At 64.2% G+C, this 21,327-nt stretch carries 23 protein-coding genes; 10 read left to right on the top strand and 13 right to left on the bottom strand.

Annotated features, from left to right (window positions below):
- Window positions 1-329 precede the first annotated feature (329 nt).
- The 4 genes from CXR03_RS08425 to CXR03_RS08440 all read left to right on the top strand — a co-directional run bounded on the left by CXR03_RS08425 (window position 330) and on the right by CXR03_RS08440 (window position 3,526).
- Window positions 330-992 (top strand): alpha/beta fold hydrolase, encoded by a 663-nt coding sequence (locus CXR03_RS08425; protein WP_104103315.1) that lies wholly within the window; start codon window positions 330-332, stop codon window positions 990-992.
- On the top strand, window positions 962-1,171 hold the full coding sequence (locus CXR03_RS18270; RefSeq protein WP_104103316.1) for an alpha/beta fold hydrolase: 210 nt from the start codon (window positions 962-964) through the stop codon (window positions 1,169-1,171). Before CXR03_RS08425 ends, CXR03_RS18270 begins: the two co-directional genes overlap by 31 nt.
- A complete protein-coding gene (locus CXR03_RS08435) occupies window positions 1,164-2,702 on the top strand; it encodes an ATP-binding protein (protein WP_104103318.1) in 1,539 nt (512 codons plus the stop codon). Before CXR03_RS18270 ends, CXR03_RS08435 begins: the two co-directional genes overlap by 8 nt.
- A 257-nt stretch (window positions 2,703-2,959) precedes the next feature.
- Window positions 2,960-3,526 (top strand): GNAT family N-acetyltransferase, encoded by a 567-nt coding sequence (locus tag CXR03_RS08440; RefSeq protein WP_104103320.1) that lies wholly within the window; start codon window positions 2,960-2,962, stop codon window positions 3,524-3,526.
- A gap of 13 nt (window positions 3,527-3,539) precedes the next feature.
- On the opposite strand, the gene CXR03_RS08445 is transcribed toward CXR03_RS08440, so the two are convergent.
- From CXR03_RS08445 to CXR03_RS08455, 3 genes are all read right to left on the bottom strand, one after another.
- Window positions 3,540-4,163: a maleylpyruvate isomerase N-terminal domain-containing protein gene (locus CXR03_RS08445; protein WP_104103322.1), complete on the bottom strand. Its 624-nt coding sequence runs from the start codon at window positions 4,161-4,163 to the stop codon at window positions 3,540-3,542.
- Window positions 4,153-4,599 carry a VOC family protein gene (locus tag CXR03_RS08450; RefSeq protein ID WP_104103323.1) on the bottom strand — a complete coding sequence of 149 codons (447 nt, stop codon included), beginning with the start codon at window positions 4,597-4,599 and terminating at the stop codon, window positions 4,153-4,155. Before CXR03_RS08450 ends, CXR03_RS08445 begins: the two co-directional genes overlap by 11 nt.
- Before the next feature lie 67 nt (window positions 4,600-4,666).
- Window positions 4,667-5,821 (bottom strand): S-layer homology domain-containing protein, encoded by a 1,155-nt coding sequence (locus CXR03_RS08455; RefSeq protein WP_258073559.1) that lies wholly within the window; start codon window positions 5,819-5,821, stop codon window positions 4,667-4,669.
- A gap of 161 nt (window positions 5,822-5,982) precedes the next feature.
- On the opposite strand from CXR03_RS08455, the gene CXR03_RS08460 reads away from it, so the two are divergent.
- Complete coding sequence (locus tag CXR03_RS08460; RefSeq protein ID WP_104103325.1) at window positions 5,983-7,356, top strand: DUF2254 domain-containing protein; 1,374 nt, start codon at window positions 5,983-5,985, stop codon at window positions 7,354-7,356.
- Here CXR03_RS08460 and CXR03_RS08465 read toward each other — a convergent pair.
- Complete coding sequence (locus tag CXR03_RS08465; protein WP_104103327.1) at window positions 7,322-8,683, bottom strand: trans-acting enoyl reductase family protein; 1,362 nt, start codon at window positions 8,681-8,683, stop codon at window positions 7,322-7,324. The genes CXR03_RS08460 and CXR03_RS08465 overlap by 35 nt on opposite strands.
- A 201-nt stretch (window positions 8,684-8,884) precedes the next feature.
- Here CXR03_RS08465 and CXR03_RS08470 point away from each other — a divergent pair, with 201 nt between their 5' ends.
- Window positions 8,885-9,343, top strand: a complete 459-nt coding sequence (locus CXR03_RS08470; RefSeq protein WP_104103328.1) for a GyrI-like domain-containing protein — start codon at window positions 8,885-8,887, stop codon at window positions 9,341-9,343.
- Window positions 9,344-9,385: 42 nt separating this feature from the next.
- Here the strand turns inward: CXR03_RS08470 and CXR03_RS08475 are convergent, their stop codons facing one another.
- From CXR03_RS08475 to CXR03_RS08485, 3 genes are read right to left on the bottom strand one after another with little or no spacing between them, the layout of a single operon-like run.
- Window positions 9,386-10,138 carry a glucose 1-dehydrogenase gene (locus CXR03_RS08475; RefSeq protein ID WP_104103330.1) on the bottom strand — a complete coding sequence of 251 codons (753 nt, stop codon included), beginning with the start codon at window positions 10,136-10,138 and terminating at the stop codon, window positions 9,386-9,388.
- Between the two features lie 40 nt (window positions 10,139-10,178).
- Window positions 10,179-10,559 carry a VOC family protein gene (locus tag CXR03_RS08480; RefSeq protein WP_104103331.1) on the bottom strand — a complete coding sequence of 127 codons (381 nt, stop codon included), beginning with the start codon at window positions 10,557-10,559 and terminating at the stop codon, window positions 10,179-10,181.
- A 10-nt stretch (window positions 10,560-10,569) separates the two neighbouring features.
- Window positions 10,570-11,214 (bottom strand): rhomboid family intramembrane serine protease, encoded by a 645-nt coding sequence (locus CXR03_RS08485; protein ID WP_104103333.1) that lies wholly within the window; start codon window positions 11,212-11,214, stop codon window positions 10,570-10,572.
- Between the two features lie 174 nt (window positions 11,215-11,388).
- Here CXR03_RS08485 and CXR03_RS08490 point away from each other — a divergent pair, with 174 nt between their 5' ends.
- Window positions 11,389-12,234 carry an aldo/keto reductase gene (locus CXR03_RS08490; protein ID WP_104103335.1) on the top strand — a complete coding sequence of 282 codons (846 nt, stop codon included), beginning with the start codon at window positions 11,389-11,391 and terminating at the stop codon, window positions 12,232-12,234.
- A gap of 30 nt (window positions 12,235-12,264) precedes the next feature.
- Here CXR03_RS08490 and CXR03_RS08495 read toward each other — a convergent pair whose 3' ends face one another.
- The 4 genes from CXR03_RS08495 to CXR03_RS08510 all read right to left on the bottom strand — a co-directional run bounded on the left by CXR03_RS08495 (window position 12,265) and on the right by CXR03_RS08510 (window position 14,699).
- A complete protein-coding gene (locus tag CXR03_RS08495; protein ID WP_104103337.1) occupies window positions 12,265-12,825 on the bottom strand; it encodes a hypothetical protein in 561 nt (186 codons plus the stop codon).
- Window positions 12,822-13,067, bottom strand: a complete 246-nt coding sequence (locus CXR03_RS08500) for a hypothetical protein (RefSeq protein WP_146070475.1) — start codon at window positions 13,065-13,067, stop codon at window positions 12,822-12,824. The genes CXR03_RS08495 and CXR03_RS08500 overlap by 4 nt, the downstream gene beginning before the upstream one ends.
- Before the next feature lie 79 nt (window positions 13,068-13,146).
- Window positions 13,147-14,109, bottom strand: a complete 963-nt coding sequence (locus tag CXR03_RS08505) for an alpha/beta hydrolase (protein ID WP_146070476.1) — start codon at window positions 14,107-14,109, stop codon at window positions 13,147-13,149.
- 242 nt (window positions 14,110-14,351) lie between these two features.
- Window positions 14,352-14,699 (bottom strand): YnfA family protein, encoded by a 348-nt coding sequence (locus CXR03_RS08510; RefSeq protein ID WP_104103342.1) that lies wholly within the window; start codon window positions 14,697-14,699, stop codon window positions 14,352-14,354.
- Window positions 14,700-14,903: 204 nt separating this feature from the next.
- Here CXR03_RS08510 and CXR03_RS08515 point away from each other — a divergent pair, with 204 nt between their 5' ends.
- Complete coding sequence (locus CXR03_RS08515; protein ID WP_104054847.1) at window positions 14,904-15,371, top strand: S-ribosylhomocysteine lyase; 468 nt, start codon at window positions 14,904-14,906, stop codon at window positions 15,369-15,371.
- Window positions 15,368-16,117, top strand: a complete 750-nt coding sequence (mtnN, locus tag CXR03_RS08520) for a 5'-methylthioadenosine/S-adenosylhomocysteine nucleosidase (RefSeq protein WP_258073560.1) — start codon at window positions 15,368-15,370, stop codon at window positions 16,115-16,117. The genes CXR03_RS08515 and mtnN overlap by 4 nt, the downstream gene beginning before the upstream one ends.
- Window positions 16,118-16,277: 160 nt before the next feature.
- Here the strand turns inward: mtnN and CXR03_RS08525 are convergent, their stop codons facing one another.
- Complete coding sequence (locus CXR03_RS08525; protein WP_104103343.1) at window positions 16,278-17,234, bottom strand: D-2-hydroxyacid dehydrogenase family protein; 957 nt, start codon at window positions 17,232-17,234, stop codon at window positions 16,278-16,280.
- Window positions 17,235-17,457: 223 nt separating this feature from the next.
- Window positions 17,458-18,966 (bottom strand): M20/M25/M40 family metallo-hydrolase, encoded by a 1,509-nt coding sequence (locus tag CXR03_RS08530; protein ID WP_258073561.1) that lies wholly within the window; start codon window positions 18,964-18,966, stop codon window positions 17,458-17,460.
- A gap of 436 nt (window positions 18,967-19,402) precedes the next feature.
- Between CXR03_RS08530 and CXR03_RS08535 the strand changes: the two genes are divergently transcribed.
- Window positions 19,403-21,301, top strand: coding sequence for an FAD-binding monooxygenase (locus CXR03_RS08535; RefSeq protein ID WP_104103346.1), 1,899 nt, complete (start codon window positions 19,403-19,405; stop codon window positions 21,299-21,301).
- Window positions 21,302-21,327 lie beyond the last annotated feature (26 nt).

Consider the following 21,327-nt stretch of genomic DNA (forward strand, 5'->3'; position numbering starts at 1 on the left):
TAAATCAACCCGGATTTATTTCACTGCTTCCGATGAGCAGGATGCCAAACCGTTCCGGCTGCCGGTGTCGAGTTCCCGTTCCTGCAAAGACCCCGGCCAGCGTCTCACTCGGCAGCGATGAGCCGATCTGACCTCTAACGAATGTTCCGTCCAGCGAAGTCATCGCCCGGGACGGCATTTCTTGCCTGCTTTTGCGCCGGACATCGATGAGGTTCCAACTGATACTGGTGCAGGCAGCCGCCTGCTGATCACGGTGGTGCGGTTGGCGGCCGCATTGTCTCTGGCAGGCGTCGTATGAATAGTCATAATCAACCCGAAGCAGGTGCAGGATGAACGAGGATGCAGCAATCAACCCGGTGAGCGCGGATACGGTTTTCCAACGAAACAACGTGAAGGTGCTGGGACGTGCGGACGGGCCGGCACTGGTGCTGGTGCAGGGCTTCGGCTGTGACCAGGTTATTTGGGACCGGATTCTGCCGGAGGTTACGGAAACCTGCAAAGTGGTGCTGTTGGACCATGTGGGAACAGGGTGGGCCGAGCCTACCGCCTACTCACCGGAAAAATACGCTTCGCTGGAGGGATACCTAGCTGACCTGCTGGAGGTCCTGGACGCCCTGGAACTGGAAAACGCCACGGTGGTGGGTCACAGCGTCGCCGGAATGATGGCCTTGGCCGCATCCGTGGAAAGCTCCCGCATCGGGCGGCTGGTTCTGCTGTGCGCCTCCGCCTGCTATCTCAGCCATGACGGATACGCGGGCGGATTCGAACCGGAAAACGTGGAGGACGTGCTGCGGGCCGTCGAAGCCAACATCCGTTGTGGGCCGCTGCCGCTGCTCCGGGCATCACGGGAACGGAGCCCGGCTCCGGGCTCAGCGCCGAACTGGCCGAGCGGATGTGCCGGCTGCGGCCCGAATACGTCCGGGATTTTCTGCGGATGTCCTTTGCGGCGGATGTCCGGCCGTTGCTGGAGCGGGTTCCGGCTCCGGCACTGATCCTTCAAACGCTGGCTGATCCGTTGACTCCGGAAGCCGCCTCCAGCTACCTCCACGAGCACCTGCCGGGCAGCACGCTGATGCCGCTGGACATCCGCGGGAACATGCCGCATCTGAACGCCCCTCGCCAAACCGCGTCGGCCATCCTGGCCTACATCGAAAGCGACCCTCGTGGATAGCAGCTATGAGGAGCATTTCCACGCGGCTGCCTCCGGATATCTCGTCCTGGCAACAGACGGCACGATCGTGGACGTCAACCGGACACTGGTCTCCTGGACCGGGCATTCCCGTGGCGGGCTGATCGGCGGCAACATTGTGGACCTGCTGCCGGTTGGGGACCGGATTCTCTTTGCTTCCCATGCAGCACCCCAGCTGGCCGTATCCGGGTGTTTCAATGAAATGGCAGTGGAGCTGCTTTCCGCAGACGGGAAACGGATCCCTGCCCTTCTTTCCGGGGTCCGCTCCGAGGGCGACGACGGTGGGCTGGACCGCATTTCCGTCTTCAACGCCTCTGAGCGCCGATCCTATGAGCAGGAATTGCTTGCCGCCCTGCGCAAAGCGGAGGCCGCAGAAGCGTCGCGTGCCGCAGTGGAGGCTGAACTTCGGGCAAATCAAAGGGAACTCGAGGAAAAGGACCGCATCCTGGAGGCCAATCTGGCGGAGAGCAGGAAGCGTGAGGCCCTGCTGGCCACATTCCTGGACACTGCCGACGTCGGGCTGCTTGTCCTGGGTGAGCAGGGGCAAGTGGTGCTCACCAACGCCCACCTGGTGTCCACCTGGCGTGCGGCCGTAGGAAATGCCTCCGTTGCCGAGATGGAGCAGTCGGTCTACCGGCCGGACCGGGAGACGTTGGTTCCAACTCCGGAACAGCCGTTCTATCGGGCTGCTGCCGGGGAGTCCTTCTTCAATGAAGTGATTTGGTTGGCCCCCGGCAGCGATAAGGAAATGGCCGTCGACGTCTCGGCCCGTCCGATCCGAACCGACGGCATTTTCTCCGGATCGGTGCTCGCTTTCAATGACGTCACCCGGCTGGTCCAGGCAGTGGCGGCGCAGGAGGAGTTCGTGGCCAGTGTTTCCCACGAACTGCGGACCCCGCTGACCTCTATCATGGGATACCTCGACCTTGCCCTCGAGGACGAAACCCTGTCCCCGCATGTCAGCACCGTCCTGGGGGTGGCGCTGCGCAATTCCGAACGGCTGCTGAGCCTGGTCTCCGATTTGTTGTCGGTGGCCTCCGGGAGCAAGAAGATGGAACGCCGGCCGGTGAACCTGGCCGAGATCGTGCGCGCGGGCCTGGTGTCCGTGACGCCCAAAGCCCGGGCCAATGCGGTGGCGCTGGAAGAGGATCTTCCTGCGTGCCTGACAGTGGAGGTGGATCCGCAGCGGCTGGCACAGGTGGTCGACAACCTGCTCTCCAACGCGGTGAAATATTCGCCCGGCGGCGGCACCGTCAGCGTCCGTCTCCGGCAGGAACGCGAATTGATCCGTCTGACTGTGTCCGATACCGGTATTGGGATGAGTCCGGCCGAGCGGGAGCAGGTGTTCACTAAATTTTTCCGGAGCCGCAGGGCGGTGGCTTCGGCGGTTCCCGGCGTTGGACTGGGCCTGGTGATTACCAAGAACATCGTGGAGGACCACAATGGTGAGCTGACATTCACCAGTGAACTCGGGCGGGGCTCCGCTTTCACAGTAACGCTGCCCGCAAAGTGATCCGCGGCGTAGCCAAAACGATCGCTGCGTAGCCAAAAACGATCCCTGCGTAGAAAACGATCCCTGCGGCTGCGGGGCGGCTAAGTCCGGGAAAGGCATCCAGGCGCCGGAGAAGTCCGGTGCCGGCTGGCTGGGGAAGTTGTTCGGCCGGTAGCACCGCCACCTGTTGCCCCGGCCGGGACCGATTGTCGAGGAATCGGGGACACGCACGCCAGGGGCTGCGGGAAGACCGGGCCGGTGTGCGTCAGAATATCCGGATGGATATCAGCCCGGAGATTCCGCCTTGGCCGGCCGTCGCCCCTTCCCGCGGCAACGTGATCCTGCGCCGGTTTGAGGACGGGGATGCCGCGATGGCGATGGAGCTTTCCAAGGATCCGTATGTACCAACGGTGGGAACCCTCCCGGCGAATGCAACGCATGATGAGGCCCTGGCCTGGGTTGGGCGCCAACGCCGCCATCATGGCCGCGGGACGGCCTTCGCGTTTTCCATAGCCGACGCCGAAACCGGCCGCTGTCTGGGCCAGATTGGACTCTGGCTCCGAGAGCTGGGAGCGGGCCGTGCCCAGGCGGGCTATGCGGTCAGCCCGGAAGACCGCGGCCGCGGTGTAGCCGCCAATGCACTGCTGGCACTGTGCGGTTTCGCCTGGACCATTCCCGAGCTGCACCGGATTGAGCTGTATATCGAACCGTGGAACACCGGCTCCGTCCGCAGCGCGGAAAACGCCGGTTTCTCCCGCGAGGGGTTGCTCCGCAGCCACCAGGAGATTGCGGGAGTGCGGCGGGACATGCTGCTCTATGCCGCTGTCCGGGAGGCAGTGCCGTAGCCCGGGACCGTCATCACCAGGGGGCCAGTTCCGTTTCCGGGTCCAGGGGTCCCCGGCCGGACAGCCAGGCCATGAACTCTCGCCGGTCACTGGGCGAAATGAGCCGGTCGGCAGCGCCGGCCAGCAAATTCTGTAGATCCCACGCCACGTATTCCTCCGGCCAATCCGCAGGGGTGTAGCCAAGACCCAGATCCACATGGTGCATCTCGATTTCGCGCAACCTGTGTGCCGGGCACGCCCACACGCCGTAGTCCGATCCACCGAGGAAATGGCCGTTGGGCCATCCTGCCGCTGCGTACCGGTCGAAGACCTGCTCAAGCCGGGATTCGCTGGCTTCCAGATCGGCGACGAGCTCGTCCGCTGATCGCCAGGCACCCGCCTTGATTTCCTCCTCCCGCTGTTTGCTGCCGCCCAGGTACTTAGGCAGATCGAGTCCGTCCAGAGCCCCCGTTATTCGCCGGGCGTGGGAATCGGCATTGCGAGCCACGTGCGTGAGAACGTGCCCCACGGTCCATCCGGGCAGAAGGCTGGCAGCTCGGACATCGGAGTCCGTCAGCTTGTCCGCACTCCGCAGGAGCCGTGTGTGAGCTTCCTGGCACATTTCCGATGCGCGCTGCGGATTGGCATCAAGATTCATGGAGCCCGTTCCCTTCGGTTGCGGATTTGGCTGCAGAAGCTGCTGCAGGCTCGTACCCGATCAGCCAGTGCAGGCCGTACCGGTCAACCACCTGCCCGTCGGAGGCGCCCCACGCCTTGGGGGCCAGCGGATCAACTATCCGGCCGCCGTCGGACAGCTGTGCAAACCATTCATGCAGGAGCGCCGGTTCGGCGGTCCCCAGCAGGGAGAGCATTACCCCCTGAACCTGAACGCTCTTTTCCTGCCGGCCGGCGTCCGCCCCGGCCAGCGTGACCACACCGTCAAGGACACCGTGGGCGATGGCACCGGGCGGACCGCTGCTGCCGAAGTCCGCATTGGTGTGCAGGGAAAGCTCTCCGCCGAACACGCCGGCATAAAAGGTCAGGGCTTCGCGCGCAGTCCCCGGGAAAAGGACATAAACCATGGGTGCCGTCATGCCGCTGAGGGTACATGATCGACGCCGGGTTGGGAGCGGTGCTCATCGCCCCCAACCCGGTGTGGGTTTACCAGCCCCGCTGATCGAAGCGGTGCATGAACGCTGCCATGGCGTCACGGGCAACAGGCTGCTCCGGGGCGAAGGTCCTTGTGCCATTGGGCTGCCGCCAGCCGGTGGAGATGCCCTGGTCCGCGAGCCACGAGATCTCCTTGTAGAACTGGTTTCCCGTGGTGACGTCCGTGAAGACGGATGTCTTGGGCGGGGTGTAGGCCGGTGAACCGGCGCTGCGGTACAGGAAGGCGGCCATGGCATCGCGGCGCACGGTGTCCAGCGGACGGAAGGTGCCGTCCGGCCAACCGGTGGTGATCTTGGTTCCGGCAAGCCAGGTCATTTCTTTGTAGAACTGCTGGCTGGGGGAGACGTCTTTAAAGGGGGAGACGTTTTGCGGCCTGTGCTGGGGTGACTCCGCCAGCCGATACAGGAAGGCCGCCATTGCGTCGCGGCGCACAGTGTCCAGTGGACGGAAGGTTCCGTCGGGCCATCCGGTGGTGATGCCCTGCTCGGTCATCCAGCGGATATCCTCGGCAAAGGCTGAACCGTTCGGGACGTCCTTGAAAACGGCCGGCGGCATGGGGGCAATGCTGGCGAGGTACTCTTCCGCCGTCGCAAACGTCTTTTGCGGGACCTGCCCGTACTGGTAGTACGTGGTGGTTCCCCACATGAAACCGTCCTGCTTGTCGAACGCGATTCCCACACCCATGACGTTGTCCGCGGGCCGGCTCATGTTGGCGTTGTGTCCGGGGGAGGTGATCCACTGGTCCACCATGGACTGGCCCGTGCCGTAGCTGTTGTAGGCGACGTTCTCGGCAGCGGAGACAAAACCGGACTCAATCCGCTTGTCCTTGGCATAGCCTGAGGAGTGCTCCAACGTTGTTGTGTCCGCCATGTGCGTGGACCACTCCTGGGCCACGAGTGAAGCGTTCGCACCGATCCGCAGCGGCTTGAGGCCTTTGCCTTTACGGAAGGCATTGATGCCGTTGAACACGTCGATGATCTGCTGCCTGCTCTGAGCGGGAGTGCTTTGGGGTGCGGCAAGCTCTGCGGGCGCAGGGACCGGCGCCGGTTCCACGGCAGACGCCGGAGCAGCCGTAAGCAGTCCTGCCAGCATCAGGGAGGCCGTGACGGCCAGGGGTTTGGACGGGCGGCGGGAGCCGGGGCTCATAAGGAAGTGCCTCTCAGTAGTGGTGCGGGTGGGTTTCAGCCTAACGGGTGCCCGTGAGGCACACTCTTAAAGGCGCGGCGCGGGGCGGCGGCCGATTGGAACCGCAACGGCCTCCGGGCAGACTGGGATCACGCTTACTTTCCTTGTTCTGAGAGGTTCCCATGGCTCATGGTTCAACATCTGCCGCCCGCCATCCGCACGAACCGCAGCCGCGGTTCCGGGTCACCCGGGAGGGACTACGGGCATCCCTGTGGTTCTGGCCAAGCTGCGCCTCGCTGGCGGCAGTGCTCCTGACCCTGCTGCTGATGCAGGTTCGCCCCGGTGATGACGTGGCCTGGGCGCAGTGGATCTGGCCCACCGGCGTCGACGCCGCGTCCAGCCTGCTGCAGACCGTCGCCACCAGCGTGATGACGGCCGCAACCGTCACGTTTTCGCTGACCGTGGTGGCGTTGCAGCTGGCCTCGCAGCAGTTCTCGCCCCGCCTGCTGCGTGAATTCGCCCGTGACGCACGGACCCAGGCTGTGCTGGGCGTGCTGCTGGGTACGTTCCTGGTCAGCATCACCGGCCTGCACGGGATGGATGCCAACCGCCCGGTGCCGGTGCTGGTGGTCGGCATGGTGTATGTGCTGGGAATTGCTTCCGGGATTGTGCTGCTGCTGTTCATCGGGCACATCGCCCGGTCCCTGCGGGTGGACACCATGATGCTCAACGCACATCAGGACTGCCTGGCGGTTCTACGGGACACCTATCCGGTGTCCGAAACGGGGGAAGTGCAGGAGTTTGACCTTCCCGGGGGAGGCACACTTGTTCCCGGCGGGCGCAGCGGGATCATCCAGAGGATTGACCGGCGGCCGCTGATGAAAGTACTGCAGGATCGGGGGCTGGCCGTGAGGATCATGGTTCAGCCGGGTGACCACGTTACGGTTGGCTCCCCGGTGGCACGGGTCTGGGCCGACGACGGCGGGCCGGTGCCGCTGGGTGCCGTGCAGAAGTCCCTGGCAGAGGCCCTGGACATCGGCTATGAGCGCACGCCGGAACAGGACGCCGCCCTGGGGCTGCGGCAACTGACCGACATAGCTGTGAAAGCCATTTCTCCCAGTATCAATGACCCCATCACTGCGGCCCACGCCACCGGGTACTGCGCAGACCTGCTGGTGGATCTGCAGCGGCGCCGGCTGGGGCCCGAGGCCCACCGGGATGACGACGGCGTGCTCCGCCTGGTGACCACGGGCCGGGACTACCGGTATTTTCTTGACCTTGTCTGCGGTCCGGTTCGCCGTTTCGCCCATTCGGAGCCCATTGTGCTCACTGCGGTGCTGCGGCTCCTGCGCGACTGCGCCGCCACTGCCGTCAACGATGCACAGCGCGAAGAGATCCGACGGCAGAGCTCGCTGGTACTCGAGACGGCACGCAACGAGATGGTGGTCGCGGACGACGAGGAAATCCGTGACATGGGACGACGGGTGGAGGAGGCGCTCGCGGGGAACCTGGAGGCGGCCTTCACCGACCGGGCGGGAGAGACCCGTTCGGTGTAGCAGCCGCGCAGGGAAGTCCCGGTCCAGGGAAATCCCCTCCGGTTTGGGAAATCCCTGCCGGTTTAAACCGGCAGGGATTTCCCAAACTGGCAGCAGAATCCCAAAGTGGTCGAATTCCCTGCGGCACACCGTCCGTCAGTTGATCAACCTTCAGCCGTGAGCGCGGCCTCGGCGAGATGGGGAAAGTCCCGCGCCCAGCGAAGCCTAGGGGCCGGTGCCTGTCCACTGGCACCAACCCAACGTCGGCACATCCCTGCGTCAGGACCTCAAGTCCGAAGGCGCTGAGGGGGCTGGCCACACCCGGTGACAGGTCTCGCCGGTCGCGCAGCTGCTCAGCTCCCCAGGCAATCAGCTCGCCGGTCAGCGTGTACACATTGGGGCCCGTGAGCTGTACGGCGGACAGCAGCTCCCCGTTCGTTCCCGTCACGGTGGCCACCACCTGTGTACGGGTTTTTGCCCGCCTGGCGCTGTCCGGTCCACCCGGTTTCCCGGCGATCGGTGCCGCCAGTTTCTCCATGACGCGGCGGCCCCGGGGGGATTGTGCTACCGCAGAAGAGGCCGCGGACATCAGGCTCATGGCACGGCTGAACGGGGAAAACCAGCCGTTGTAAACCGATACGCTGTCCAGTTGGGGAAACGCATCGGGAAGGAAAAGAACTTCCGTGCCCGGGACCAGCAATCCCGTTTTATGTCCCCGTCTCGTTCCGATCACCGGAAAATCATGGACGTCTGCCGCCGTCCGCACTTCAATCAGGCGTCCGTTGCTAAAGCGCACTGCCGGCAGGAACAGTCCGTCGCGCAGCGTGCTGCGGGTGCCGTGGCTCAGTCCGGGACGCATCGAGCCGGACGTGAAGTATCCGACGTCGAGCTTGCGTCCGGCATCCCCCGCCTGCTGCGCTGCCAGGGCGCCGGCAAGGATTCCCGGGACATAGTCATACCCGAAGGCAGGCAACAGCACTGCGCCGGTTTCCTCCGACTGCTGCCCGAAGCGGTCCTGCAGCGTGCGGACAAATCCCACCTCCCCCGTGGTGTCGATGTAGCGGGCGCCGGCCTGCACTGCTGCTTCGGCAACCCCCAGGCCGAACCGCTCGAAGGGGCCCACGGTACTGATCAGCACGTCGCCGTGTTCCAGCAGCCGGCGGATGCTCTCCGGATTCCCGGCGTCTGCGGCGGCGATTTCCAATCCGTTGTGTTCCCGGGCCAGACGGGCCAATGAATCAGTATTGCGTCCGGCCAGAAGCGGGCGCATACCCCGCTGCAGCAGTGAGCTCAGCACCAACCCACCGGTATATCCGGTGGCACCGAACAGGACGATACGCCCGCTCATTGGTCGGCCACCGGCGCAAAACGGGTGTCATAATCCATTGGAGTCCTCATGCCGCACAGCATACGCAGGTGAAGCCTCAGGTCGGCCGGATTACAGACATGCTCCGCATCCGGCGCGCCGAGGTGGAACGCGGGCAGCGGACGGCTTCTGCCCGGCTCATCGGTTGAGCGCACCCTCCACCTCATTGAAAAGGAACATGCCATGGCACAGATCGAGATCGTCTCCAAGTCCCTGCCTGCCGTCCGGCTGGCTGCCCGCGGCGCCGTGGTGGCCGAACAGCCGGAGGTCGCCGGCGTCGTCGGGCCGTTGTTCGACGCCGTGGGGGACATCCTGACCTCCGCAGGTGTTCGGCTGGACCAGCCGATTGCCCAGTATGAAATGACCGAAGACGGTTTGCACATCCTCGCCGGCTATGCCATCAGCTCGGACGCGCCCGACGGTCTGGACGCAGTGGATTTGCCCTCGGTGCCGGTCGCTATCTGCGGCGTTCACTTGGGCAGTATGGAGCGGATCGGGGAAAGCTGGCAGGCCATTCACGCCGAGATGATCGCCCGCGGCTTCTCGCCGTCCGGTCCGTGCCGGGAGGTCTATGTCCGGGCCGTGTCCGATGACCAGCAGGACTGGGTTACTGAGCTGCAGCAGCCGGTTGAGCGGGCCTGAGGTTCCGCGGACCGGCAAAGAGAGCCGGTCCGCCGAACACGGTCAGACGTTATAGATCTTCCCCGCCGTAATTCCGCCGTCCACAACAAATTCGGCCCCGGTGCAGAAGCTGGATTCGTCGCTGGCGAGGAACACGACCATGCTGGTGACCTCTTCGGGAGCGGCCGGACGGGTGAGCGTGGTTTCGATGAAGTCGATCGGCTTCTGTTCGCCCATCACGGCTGTCATCGGAGTCTGGATGGATCCCGGGTGGACCGAGTTGACCCGGACGCGAGAGCCGGCCAGCTCCATGGCGGCGGACTTGGTGAGGCCCCGGACGCCGAACTTCGATGCCGTATATCCGTGCATCCCGGCAATGCCTTCCAACCCTGCGGTGGAGGAAATGTTGATGATGGATGACGGAGCGGAAGCCTTCAACGCCTCCACCGACGCCGTCATGCCCAGAAACGGTCCGGTCAAGTTGATGTCCAGGACCCGCTGCCAGCGCTCCACCGGATACTTGCCCAGTGCCCCGCCGTCGAGGATTCCGGCGTTGTTCACCAGGACATTGAGTTCGCCGAAGGCTTCAAGGGTGGCTGCGACGGCGGCGGCCCACTCCTCGGCGCTGGTGACATTCAGGTGGACGTAACGGGCGGCGTCCCCCAGCTCCTCGGCCAGCGCGGCACCGGCGTCGTCATTGATATCCGCAATCATCACCTTGGCACCCTCGCGCACGAAGGCGCGGGCATGGGAAGCGCCCATGCCGCTTGCTGCTCCGGTGATCAGGGCTACTTTGTCTTTAAGTCGATCGCTCATGAGGGCTTCCTTCGACAGTGGGTGAAACCAACCTGGCGGGTCAGTTAGGCCGGACAGCAGTCAGGCAGAACGGATGCCCTGCGGGATCCAGGAGTACCCGCCACTGTTCGGGTGCCGGCTGGTGGTCAGCGGGCTTTGCGCCCAACACTACTGCTGCGTTCATCGCGTCGTCCACGTCTTCCACGGCAATATCCAGATGCATCTGCTGGCGCTGGGGACCATCCGGCCAGGAAGGCGGGATGTAGTCATCGGCACGCATCAGCGTCAGCATGGGGCCGGCCCCGGACAACGCCACCACGCCGCGGTCCGGGGTGGCGAACGCTTCAACAAGTCCCAGAAGAGCGCAATAAAACTCCGCCAGCGCATCGGGATCAGGGCAATCAAGGGAAATGGACGCAAGCTGTCCCACACGTTCAGTCATGGCTTCAAACCTACAACGCAGAAAACTCCGGTAAGGCATGACCGAATGCTGTCACGAGGGCGCCGAACAAGAGGCCGCCGAGGATGGCCGTGCCGTGTGCGTCGTTGGTGAACGACAGGACGATTCCCGCCGCGGCGATGACCGAGGTCACGATTCCTCCGGGTCCGGTGCGGCGCTGGAGGGAACGGATCATGGCGGTGGCGGCAAGAAGGAAGAAGGTGGCTCCGGAGTTGCCCGCGCCCGGGGCATGCCAGACATAGGCTGCAGCGGCATTGAAGCCGACGGCGCCGACGGTGAAGGTGATCAGTGCGGCCCCGGGGCGGAGGAGGCGGAATGCCAGGGCGGCCGTGAAGGCGAGGGTGATGAGGTTGAATACGGTACCGGCGACGCCGCCGTCCTGAACCACCGTGGAGGTGAGGAGCCGCCAGATCTGTCCCTGCTCGATGGCTTCGGGTTGGCGGGACAAAGCATCGTAGAGAGCCGGAGAGGCGAGTCCGATCAGGGACGGTATTGCGACGATCAGCCACAACACCATGGCCCCGGTGAGTGACGGATGCCCCGGGGGTTCCCTTCGCGTAAGCAGGTAGCGGACGCCAACGATGTATACGGCGGCATAGAGGATGAGCGAAAGGGTGCCTCCTCCTGCGGTATTCATGCGGCCTCCTTCCCGTGGTCCGTGCGGGTAAAACTTCGGGTCGCCGGGGGTGGAATGGAACCTCCAGCCTGCCGCGGGCAGACCCCGCGCTTGTAACGTCGAAGGGGTGCCAATGCCCCGGCCGCACCTCTCGGAACGCAACGGCAGTAACGCTGCCACTGAAAGGAAATACCGATGGAATACGTCACCCTCAACAATGACGTCATTATGCCGATCCTTGGCTTCGGTGTGTACCAAATCCCGCCGGACAAGACCGAAGCGGCGGTGACGAATGCCCTCAACGCCGGGTACCGCTCACTGGACACAGCCGCGGCCTATCAGAACGAGGAAGCCGTGGGCCGCGCCGTGCAGAAGAGCGGCATCCCCCGCAACGAACTCTTCATCACCACCAAACTCTGGATCCAGGACAACGGCGAGGCCACCACCATGCAGGCCTTCGAAACCTCGCTGCGGAACCTGGGCATGGAATACGTGGACCTGTATTTGATCCACCAGCCCTTCGGCGACGTCTACGGCGAGTGGCGGACGATGGAGCAGATCTTCAACGACGGCGGCGCCCGTGCCATTGGGGTCTCCAACTTTGGATCTGACCGGCTGCTGGATTTGATCCTCCACAACAACGTCACCCCGGCCGTGAACCAGATTGAGACAAACCCGTTCTTCCAGCGGGCGGTCGAAAACGAACTGATGCATACCCACGGCGTTCAGCACGAATCCTGGGCCCCGTTCGCGGAGGGGAAAAACAACCTTTTCGAGAATCCGACTCTTGGCACCATCAGTTCCGAGCACGGCAAGTCCGTGGCCCAGGTGGTGCTGCGCTGGCTGATCCAGCGTGAAATTGTGGTGATCCCCAAAACCGTTCAGGCGGACCGGATGGCCGCGAACATGGACGTGTTCGATTTCGAGCTGAGCCCTCAGGAAATGGCAGCCATCGCGGACCTCGATACCGGCAAGACCCAGTTCTTCAACCACAGTGACCCGGAGGCCGTCAGCCAGCTCAGCGGTGTAAAGATGGAGTAGCCCGCCCCCCGCCGCGGCAGACCACCCGGGTCACTCTGACTCGGGGGCTGCGGCAGTTTCGGGCGCCTTGTGTAGGTCGCGCACGAGGTATAGCCAGGGGAAGGCCCGGCAGCCGACTTCCCAGCCGTCTGTCTCGTAGAGGTGGGACGGTTTTGTCCACAGCACCCGGCGGTGCTCCCACTGGGTATCGGTGCGCAGCACGCGGTGACGCAGCCAGTCGACGCCGATGGTGCGCCAGCCCATCCTCCCGGCAAGCTCAAGTTCACCCATCTCATCGAAGGCAGTCACCGGTCCGAGCCACCGTTCCCGAGAATCGGGGATGCCATCCTCCGTGCGGCCGCCGAAACGCTGTTGGACAGCTTGCCGGGTCAATCCCAGCTCACGGCCTAATGCAGCCCAGCTGACGCCTGCGCTTCGGGCAGCAGCGACCGCCCGGTGCTGAAGTTGCTGGCTGGCGCGTTCAGCTGCACCTGTCCGCGCAACCAGGGCGAGATGGTCCGCCTCGGTGAGGTTGCCGGCGTCGTCGTAATCGCCGAGTATCAGGGCTCCGATCTGCTCCTGAAGATCTGCGCCGCCAAGCTGGTCCGTCACTGCTGGTCCGTCCGGTCCCGGCTGGGGAGCCAGTCGTCGGCTTGGGTGCTGGTTAGCCCGTGTCTGCGGACACAGAGAACACCAAAATAGACGCTCAGGACGATCAGCATGAACGCTGCCCCCTGGCACATGCCCTTGAGGAATCCGTCCAAGTCAAGGATGAGGTAAAGGCCGATCAGCGCCAGTCCCGCCACCAGCATGATGAAGGCCAAAAGGGCTATGACAGCTCGTGAAGATTTCATGTGTCAATTAGAACTTGACACCTACCCGCTGTCAAGACCTTGTTGACACTTTTGTTCTTTCTCCGTCCCTCCAATGCTGCTACCGAACTTCGGCAGCGGTCAGGGCGAGCTGCAATTCACTGCAAAGTTCCGCCAGGGCCTGCGGGGCGCTGCGGCAGAGCCGGGGAAACGCCAGATACCCGTGCGGCATCCCCACGTAGGTGGTGACACGGACCGGAACACCGGCGGCGCGCAGGGCTTCGGCGTAGCGCAGCCCGTCGTCACGGATCGGATCATGCTCGGCCACCTGGATGAGTGCAGGGGGCAGTCCGCTGTGGTCTGCGGCAAGTAGGGGCGAGGCATAGGGATTGCTGCGATCGCCGTCGTCGGGCACGTAGTGGCGGCGGAAGGCGAGGACATCGCTTTTGGTGAGCACGGGCGCGTCCGCGTTTTCCTCCAGCGAGGCGCTGCCCAGGGTCAGGTCGGTGGCGGGGTAAATCAGGCCCTGAAAAGTGATCGGCGGCCCCGACCGGTCCCGGGCCATCAGCGTCAGAACCGCGGCAAGATTCCCTCCGGCACTGTCGCCGACGACGGCGATCCTGCCGCCGTCGGCCTGCCATTGCGCCGCACGCGCTGCCACATCCACCAGGGCCGCGTAGCAATCCTCGGCCGCAGCGGGCCAGCGGTGCGTCGGTGCCAGCCGGTAATCGAGGGATACGACGACGGCGCCGGTTTCCTTCGCAATGTTGCTGCCCAGCCAGTCGTAGGTGTTCAGAGTTCCGCTGGTCCAGCCGCCGCCGTGAACCAGGATGACGAGCGGCAACAGGCCCTGGGCGTTGTGCGGGCGGTAAATCCGGACCGGGAGCCGGCCCTCGCCGCCGTCTGCGGTGTCATCGGTGACGTCAACGCCCGCTGCGAGCCCGCCCAGCACCCAGTCCAGCACCGGGTTGTGTTCGACGGTGCGCTGCTGATCGGTGAGGATCTGCTCCTCGCTCTTGCCGGTGACTGAGATCCTCCGCAGGGCCCGTCCGATCAACCGCACTCGCAAATCCAGCTTCGCCATGTCCGCGCCTTCCCGGAAGTTGGCAACCGGTCCGGTTGCGACTGGCTTGAATATACAGATCAGACCCGGGTTTCGGGTAGCTGTGCCACAGTATCCACCAAGGGATCCAGCGCCCTGCCCAGGCGGCGGATTTGCGGATTGGCGGAGGCAGCCGATGCGGCGCGGCGTGCGGTAGGGGCGGCGCAGGTTGTCCAGGACGACGTCGGCATACGCTGCGGCCAGAGTCTGCCGGCGGTCGGCCGTCACAAGGCAACCGCCGACGCGCGCGGCGCGAACATGATGACCGCTACTCCCACGAGGCAGATGATCGAGCCGATGACATCCCAGCGGTCGGGCCGGAAGCCGTCAAAGACCATGCCCCACGCCAGCGATCCGGCAACAAACACTCCGCCGTAGGCCGCCAGAATCCGCCCGAAATGTGCGTCGGGCTGAAGCGTCGCTACAAAGCCGTAGAGCCCCAGGGCAATGACTCCGAGACCGGCCCACCACCAGGCGCGATCCTCCCGGACGGCCTGCCACACCATCCAGGCGCCGCCGATTTCGGCCAGGGCGGCCAGGAGGAATAAGAGCACGGTTTTCGCAGTGGTCATACGAACATCCTGCCGCACCCGCGAAGGGTCCGGGGTTTGCGTTCTTGGTCACCTTTACGCCGTGCGTCAGCGATATTCAGAATCTTGAACAGCTTCACCCTATAGTCTGGTCTGTTGTCCCTGCCGCCACTGCGGCTGCCGGGGCCGGGGGATCCCTGGGCTCGGACGGCGGAACGCCCCCTCGAACAGAACAGAAGGATGAAGATGGATCAAGAGCGCATGAATGTGGAATCGTTCAACCTCGACCACCGTCTTGTTGCGGCACCATATATCCGGGTTGCCGACACAAAGCAGCTTCCGGGCGGTGACGTGATTACCAAGTTTGATGTCCGGTTCACCCAGCCCAACGCGGCCCACCTCGAAATGGACGCCGTGCACTCCCTGGAGCACCTTTTCGCCGAACATTCACGCAATCACTCCGACAAGGTGATTGATTTTTCTCCGATGGGCTGCCAGACGGGCTTCTATCTGATGATGCAGGGGGCTCCTGCCTTTGAAGAGGTCGCTGCTCTGATCGAGGTGACGTTGAACGACGTTCTGCGCGCAGCTGAAGTACCTGCAGCCAATGAGGTTCAGTGCGGCTGGGGCGCCAACCACTCCCTCGAAGCGGCGCAGGCGGCGGCTTCAGGCTTCCTTGCGGAACGCGCCGGCTGGGATGTGGTGTACGCGTGAGTTCAGCTGCATTCGTCATCCTCGTAGCGATGGAAGACGAGCTTGTCCCCTTTATCGAACGGGCAGAGGATATTGGCCCGGCCCGGCAGATCGGAAATGCGGTTCACCGCGATGCTGTTCTGGCTGGCCACCCCGTTGTGCTCGTTCGAACCGGCATCGGCCTTGTTAACGCCGCCGGAGCAGCAACCTCGGCAATTCTCGAAGCACAGCGTGCCAGCGGAAACACCGAGCATCCGGTCGTGATCAGCGCGGGCAGCGCCGGCGGGTTGGGAGCCGGTGTCCGTGTTGGCGACGTAGTGGTGGGAACCCAGTACATCAATGTGGACGCCGATGCCCGTGCCTTCGGCTACAAGCTCGGCCAGGTACCGGGAATGCCCGATACCTACCCGGCCCCTGAGCCGCTGACCGAATCCATTCGCCTGGTCCAGTCCGGCGGAACCATTCCCATGCACCACGGCCTGATCGTTTCCAGCTACAACTTTGTCACTCCGGCCAGGGCCGAACTGATTACCGGTAGTTTCCCCGGTGCGCTGGCAACGGACATGGAGTCCTCTGCGATTGCTCAGACATGCTTCGTTTTTGGGGCCCCGTTCATTTCTGTCCGCGGCATCTCCGACCTGTGTGGGCCGGCAGCGGAGGATGATTTCCGGGACCAGGTGGATGACGCAGCAACCCAGTCGGCCAACGTGGTGATCTCCTCGCTGGACGCTATGGCAGGGGTGGCGGGCGCCTACCAGCCGGTCTAGCGCGGAGACTTGGGGCATTTCCCTCCGTTTTGGGAAATCCCTGCCGCTGCGGACCGGCAGTTTTTGCCCAAACCGGACGCTTTTGCCCAAACCGGGCGCTTTTCCCAAAGCGGAGGGATCTCGCCGGGGATTCCTCCGCAGGCGCCCCGGACCCGGTGGACTACAGCATCCGCAGGGGAGCACCGGCCAGGAATCCCTGAATATCCTCCACCACCTGCGGAAAGAACGTGGCGTAGTTCCGCTCCGTCACGTAACCCAGGTGCGGGGTCGCCAGGACATTGGGCAGATCCCGGAACGGAGACGACGCCGGCAGCGGCTCCTCCTCGAAAACATCCAGTCCGGCGCCGGCAATCCGCCCCTGCATCAGCGCCTCCAGAAGGGCTGCCTGATCCACGATCGCGGCGCGCGATGTGTTGATCAAGTGCGCCGTCGGCTTCATGAGGGCCAGCTCCCCGGCGCCGAGCAGGCCCCGCGTACGGTCGCTGAGAACCAGATGGACGGAGACGACGTCGGCTTCAGCCAGCAGCTCCTCCTTGGAAGCTGCAAGCCTTGCACCGGTTGCCTCGGCCCGTTCGGCGGTGAGGTTGGAGCTCCACGCGAGCACGTCCATGCCAAACGCCGTTCCAACGCGTGCAACCTGCGAACCGATCTTGCCCAGTCCCAGCAGCCCGAGGGTGGCACCGTGCAGGTCCGTGCCGACGGTGTGCTGCCATGGCCCGCGGTCCCTGAGGGCCGTCGCTTCGGGAACCAGATGACGGGCCAATCCCAGGATCAGGGCCCAGGTCAGCTCCGCCGGGGGAGAGGAGTTGCTCGCCGTGCCGCACACTGTCATGCCCTGGTCGCGGGCTGCCTCCACATCGACGGACGCGTTGCGCATGCCGGTGGTCACCAACAGCTTCAGCCGGGGAAGCCGCACCAGCAAACTGGCTGGAAAGGGCGTCCGTTCGCGCATCAGGACGACGACGTCGAACCCGGCCAGGCGCTCTGCCACGGCATCTTCCCCGGTGAGGTGATCCGTGAAGACAGTCAGCTCCACCTGTTCGCCGAGGCTACCCCAGTCGGCAAACCGGGTGGCCGCATGCTGATAATCGTCGAGCACTGCACATTTCATAAGCATGCATTTTTCCTTTGCGGCGGGGTGGCGATGCAATTGACATTAACTGAGGCTTGATAGACATTTCAGGATCTCCCTGATTGTCATCTCACTGTTGCTGCTCGCGGGCACGGGGCATTCTTGCCCTGGCGGTGGCTCGGCCGCAGCGGTCATAAGGCCATACACCACGACAAAGGCTGTGCCCGGCCAAACTGGGGCCGGGCACAGCCTCTCTGTATCCGGACGTTTAAACCCTGAAGCCGGAAAAGACGGAGTACATGTAGTTTGTACCCTGCTCCAGCGCAGCAGTGAAAATGCGTTCGTCATTGCCGTGCATCCCAATCAACTGTTCGTTGCTGAGGACATAAGGGTAGACGCCGTAGCCCGGGATTCCGCGGTCGCGCCACGGGGCCAGGCTGGTTCCCGCCTCGAACAGGGCGGGAGTGAAGCGGGCTCCGGGGTAGGTCTTCCGGGCCGCCGTTTTCAGCGCCCGGAACAGATCCGTGTTGGTGTCCGCCGGAGGAGTGGCCCAAGTCTGGTCCAGCGTGGCCAGATAATCCTCTTCGGAGACGCCTTCAGGGGCCGCGATCCTCACTTCCACGTCCTTGCCGGACAGCCGGTCGCGGACCTGGGCCAGGAATTCCCGCGGCTTCTGGCCTCCGGGAATGGCGCGGCAGTTCAAGCGTGCCTCGGCAGAGGACGGAATGACATTCTCCTTGTAACCCGCGTTCTCGATGACAAAGGCGTGGGTGGTGCGCAGCAGTGCGCTGTGCAATGCCGGGTAGGGCGACTTGGCGATCACCATGCGTGCCCAGCGGTCCAGCATTTGAGGGTTCCGTGCCTCCAGCATCCTCCGCAGCGCCTGGGCGAATCCCCGGTTCCTGGTGGCCTCCGCCAGTGCCCTGAAATACTCACGGGTCACATCCGTGAGATGGACCGGAGCCTGCCAGTCGCCCAGCTTCGCGACGGCGCGGGCCAGGGTGACAATGGCGGCATCGCTGAGCGGTTTGGAGGAGTGGGTGGCGGTGCCCCGTGCGATGAGGTCGATATTGAAGTAGACCTTGTCCTGCCTCGTTGCGCTGATGAGCATGGGGGTGGTTTGATCCTCCTGGGCCAGGAACCAGCCTCCCTCCGTAAGCACAGAACCTGCGTCGAGTTTCTCCCAGTAGTTAGCTGCGAGCCAGCGCGAACCGAAGGATCCCGCTTCCTCGTCGCAGTCTGTGAGTACAATGATGTCCCGGTCGAAACGGGCGCCTTCGCTCAGATGGCGCAGCAGGGCCGCGATGGAAGCTGCGTTTGCCCCCTTCATGTCCAACGCGCCGCGTCCGTAGATTTCACCGTTGCGCACCTCGCCGCTGAACGGGTCGGCTGTCCAGTTCTCCAGCTCCACCGGCACCACATCGGAGTGGCCCAGCAGCAGGAGGGGGTCGGCCCGGCCGGTGCCCGGGATTCGCGCGATGAGATGCACATTGTTTGGCTGCGGCGTGTCGATGATTTCGACCGGAACTCCCGCGCGGGTCCAGACCTCCCTCAGCATTTCGGCATGGGGGCGGGTGTTGGCTCCTGTTCCGAAGTTCTGGGTATCGAAGGACAGCATCCGTTTTAGCAGGTCCAGCGGATCGGTGTCCGTGCCGGGGATGGCGGGGGCTGCCGGTGCCGGAACGGCCGAAGGTGCCGTGAGCAGGCTCAGGCCCGCGAGTCCGGCAGCCGTGGTTCCGGCTACGCCGCCCAGGAATGTCCTGCGCCGGACGCTCACTGCATGTTGATCGTCGGCTAACGATTGATGGTCACGGGGTGTAGGGGTGCGCATGGTATTTCCTCTCGGTGCGGCGGCATGTCCCAGTGAAGGACGCCCGGGCCGCCACGCTCACAGGGGTGCTGCGCAAAGGCAAGGCTGCAAGGCTGGAACGGGTCAAAAGAGTCTAAAGAGCCGGGCTGCAGGCACACACCGTTGACGGCTGAGGCCTGCCAAGAGAGGATGCGAAGTTTCCGCGGCTGCTCTATCAGTCCAGCAAGCGACAGTTCCCCAACCGCCACCCATGGCAGCCTGCTTGTGACCCGCATCATACTTCCAGTACAGTGAACACAATCTTGATTCGAATACTGAACTGGTTGTTCAAATAACGAACAGAGTCGCTGTTTGAAACGTGAAACCCCAGTCGGTCCACAGACACAAAGAAGTGAGGACACCCGTGCAGTTCCACCACCACGGCTACGTATCCGGAGACCCGCGCATTCAGCCGGCCGCAGGCGTGGGCCTTGACCGCCCTGCGGAGCTTCCGGATCAGGTTGACGTCCTGATTGTCGGCTCCGGTCCGGCCGGCATGCTCACCGCCGCGCAGCTGTCACAGTTCCCGAACATCACCACCCGGATCGTGGAGCGCCGCGACGGGCGGCTGGTTCTGGGCCAGGCAGACGGTATCCAGGCCCGCAGCGTCGAAACCTTCCAGGCGTTTGGCTTCGCCGAGGAGATCACCGCTGAGGCCTACCGGATCACCGAGATGTGCTTTTGGCGCCCCGACCCCGAGGACCCTTCGCGCATTGTCCGCTCCGGGCGCGCCCTCGATGATGAAGCGGGCATCAGCGAGTTCCCGCACCTGATCGTGAACCAGGCCCGGGTATTGGACTACTTCGCCCGGGTCATGGCCTACGCACCCACCCGCATGGCCCCCGATTACGGCTTCGAGTTTGTTGGCCTTGAGGTCGACGACGACGCCGAGTACCCGGTGACCGTCACCCTCCTGCGCACTGCAGGTCCGGATGAAGGCACCGAACGCACGGTCAAGGCCAAGTATGTGGTGGGCTCTGACGGCGCCCGCAGCAGGGTCCGCTCCGCCATCGGCTGCACCCTCGAGGGAGACAAGGCAAACCATGCCTGGGGCGTGATGGACGTCCTGGCAAACACTGACTTCCCCGATATCCGCACCAAGTGCGCCATCCAGTCCTCCAACGGCGGTTCCATCCTGCTCATTCCGCGTGAGGGCGGGCACCTGTTCCGGATGTACGTGGATCTCGGTGTGGTGCCCGAGGATGACCACGGTGCTGTCCGCAAGACCACCATCGACGAGATCATCGCCAAGGCCAACGGCATCCTGGCCCCCTACACGCTCGACGTCCGCAACGTGGCCTGGCACAGCGTCTACGAAGTGGGCCACCGGCTCACCGACCGGTTCGACGACGTTCTGCCCGCAGACGTCGGCACCCGCACCCCGCGCGTGTTCATCACCGGCGACGCCTGCCACACGCACAGCGCCAAAGCCGGCCAGGGCATGAACGTCTCTATGCAGGACGGCTTCAACATCGGCTGGAAGCTCGGCCATGTACTGGACGGCCGCAGCCCGGAGAGCCTGCTCTCCACCTATTCAGCCGAGCGCCAGGTGGTGGCTCAGAACCTCATCAATTTCGATAAGGAATGGTCCACACTGATGGCCAAGCGGCCCGAGGAGTTCGAGAACCCCTCGGATCTTGAGGACTTTTACGTGCGCACCGCCGAATTCCCGGCCGGTTTCATGACGGAGTACACGCCGTCGATGGTCATCGCCGAAGCCAAGCACCAGGACCTGGCCGCCGGTTTCCCCGTAGGCAAGCGCTTCAAGTCCGCACCCGTGCGACGCGTATCGGACACCAATCCGGTTCACCTCGGCCACCAGGCCAAGGCGGACGGCCGCTGGCGGATCTACGTCTTCGCCGACGCGGCGCCGGCCGGAGCTGCCTCGCCGGTTAGCGACCTGGCCCGGTGGCTGGACACCGCTCCCGAATCGCCGCTGGCAGCCACGCCGGAGGGCGCAGACCGCGACGCCTGGTTTGACGTCAAGGTCATTTACCAGCAGGACCACACCGGCATCGACCTCAACGCGGTGCCGTCAGTGTTCAAGCCCGAGGTGGGCCCCTACCAGCTCACGGACCTCGCCAAGGTTTACGGTGCCGATCCAAAGGCTGACATTTTCGAGGAACGCGGCCTGGACCGCGGCGGCGTGATGGTGGTGGTCCGCCCGGACCAGTACGTGGCCAACGTCCTGCCGCTGACGGCAACGGCGGAGCTCGGGGAGTTCTTTGCTCCGCTGCTGCCGGCCCGGCAGTCACAGGTCTAGTTTCGATCCACGGTAGGTCGACGGCG

The sequence above is a fragment of the Arthrobacter sp. 08Y14 genome, from assembly GCF_002929455.1.
GTDB classification, from domain to species: Bacteria; Actinomycetota; Actinomycetes; order Actinomycetales; family Micrococcaceae; genus Arthrobacter_B; species Arthrobacter_B sunyaminii.

Excerpts from the sequence above, each read along its gene's own strand:
- CXR03_RS08425 (WP_104103315.1), top strand. The coding sequence starts at position 330 with ATGAACGAGGATGCAGCAATCAACCCGGTGAGCGCGGATACGGTTTTC.
- CXR03_RS08440 (WP_104103320.1), top strand. The coding sequence starts at position 2,960 with ATGGATATCAGCCCGGAGATTCCGCCTTGGCCGGCCGTCGCCCCTTCC.
- CXR03_RS08445 (WP_104103322.1), bottom strand. The coding sequence starts at position 4,163 with ATGAATCTTGATGCCAATCCGCAGCGCGCATCGGAAATGTGCCAGGAA.
- CXR03_RS08450 (WP_104103323.1), bottom strand. The coding sequence starts at position 4,599 with ATGACGGCACCCATGGTTTATGTCCTTTTCCCGGGGACTGCGCGCGAA.
- CXR03_RS08455 (WP_258073559.1), bottom strand. The coding sequence starts at position 5,821 with ATGAGCCCCGGCTCCCGCCGCCCGTCCAAACCCCTGGCCGTCACGGCC.
- CXR03_RS08460 (WP_104103325.1), top strand. The coding sequence starts at position 5,983 with ATGGCTCATGGTTCAACATCTGCCGCCCGCCATCCGCACGAACCGCAG.
- CXR03_RS08465 (WP_104103327.1), bottom strand. The coding sequence starts at position 8,683 with ATGAGCGGGCGTATCGTCCTGTTCGGTGCCACCGGATATACCGGTGGG.
- CXR03_RS08470 (WP_104103328.1), top strand. The coding sequence starts at position 8,885 with ATGGCACAGATCGAGATCGTCTCCAAGTCCCTGCCTGCCGTCCGGCTG.
- CXR03_RS08475 (WP_104103330.1), bottom strand. The coding sequence starts at position 10,138 with ATGAGCGATCGACTTAAAGACAAAGTAGCCCTGATCACCGGAGCAGCA.
- CXR03_RS08480 (WP_104103331.1), bottom strand. The coding sequence starts at position 10,559 with ATGACTGAACGTGTGGGACAGCTTGCGTCCATTTCCCTTGATTGCCCT.
- CXR03_RS08485 (WP_104103333.1), bottom strand. The coding sequence starts at position 11,214 with ATGAATACCGCAGGAGGAGGCACCCTTTCGCTCATCCTCTATGCCGCC.
- CXR03_RS08490 (WP_104103335.1), top strand. The coding sequence starts at position 11,389 with ATGGAATACGTCACCCTCAACAATGACGTCATTATGCCGATCCTTGGC.
- CXR03_RS08500 (WP_146070475.1), bottom strand. The coding sequence starts at position 13,067 with ATGAAATCTTCACGAGCTGTCATAGCCCTTTTGGCCTTCATCATGCTG.
- CXR03_RS08505 (WP_146070476.1), bottom strand. The coding sequence starts at position 14,109 with ATGGCGAAGCTGGATTTGCGAGTGCGGTTGATCGGACGGGCCCTGCGG.
- CXR03_RS08510 (WP_104103342.1), bottom strand. The coding sequence starts at position 14,699 with ATGACCACTGCGAAAACCGTGCTCTTATTCCTCCTGGCCGCCCTGGCC.
- CXR03_RS08515 (WP_104054847.1), top strand. The coding sequence starts at position 14,904 with ATGGATCAAGAGCGCATGAATGTGGAATCGTTCAACCTCGACCACCGT.
- CXR03_RS08525 (WP_104103343.1), bottom strand. The coding sequence starts at position 17,234 with ATGCTTATGAAATGTGCAGTGCTCGACGATTATCAGCATGCGGCCACC.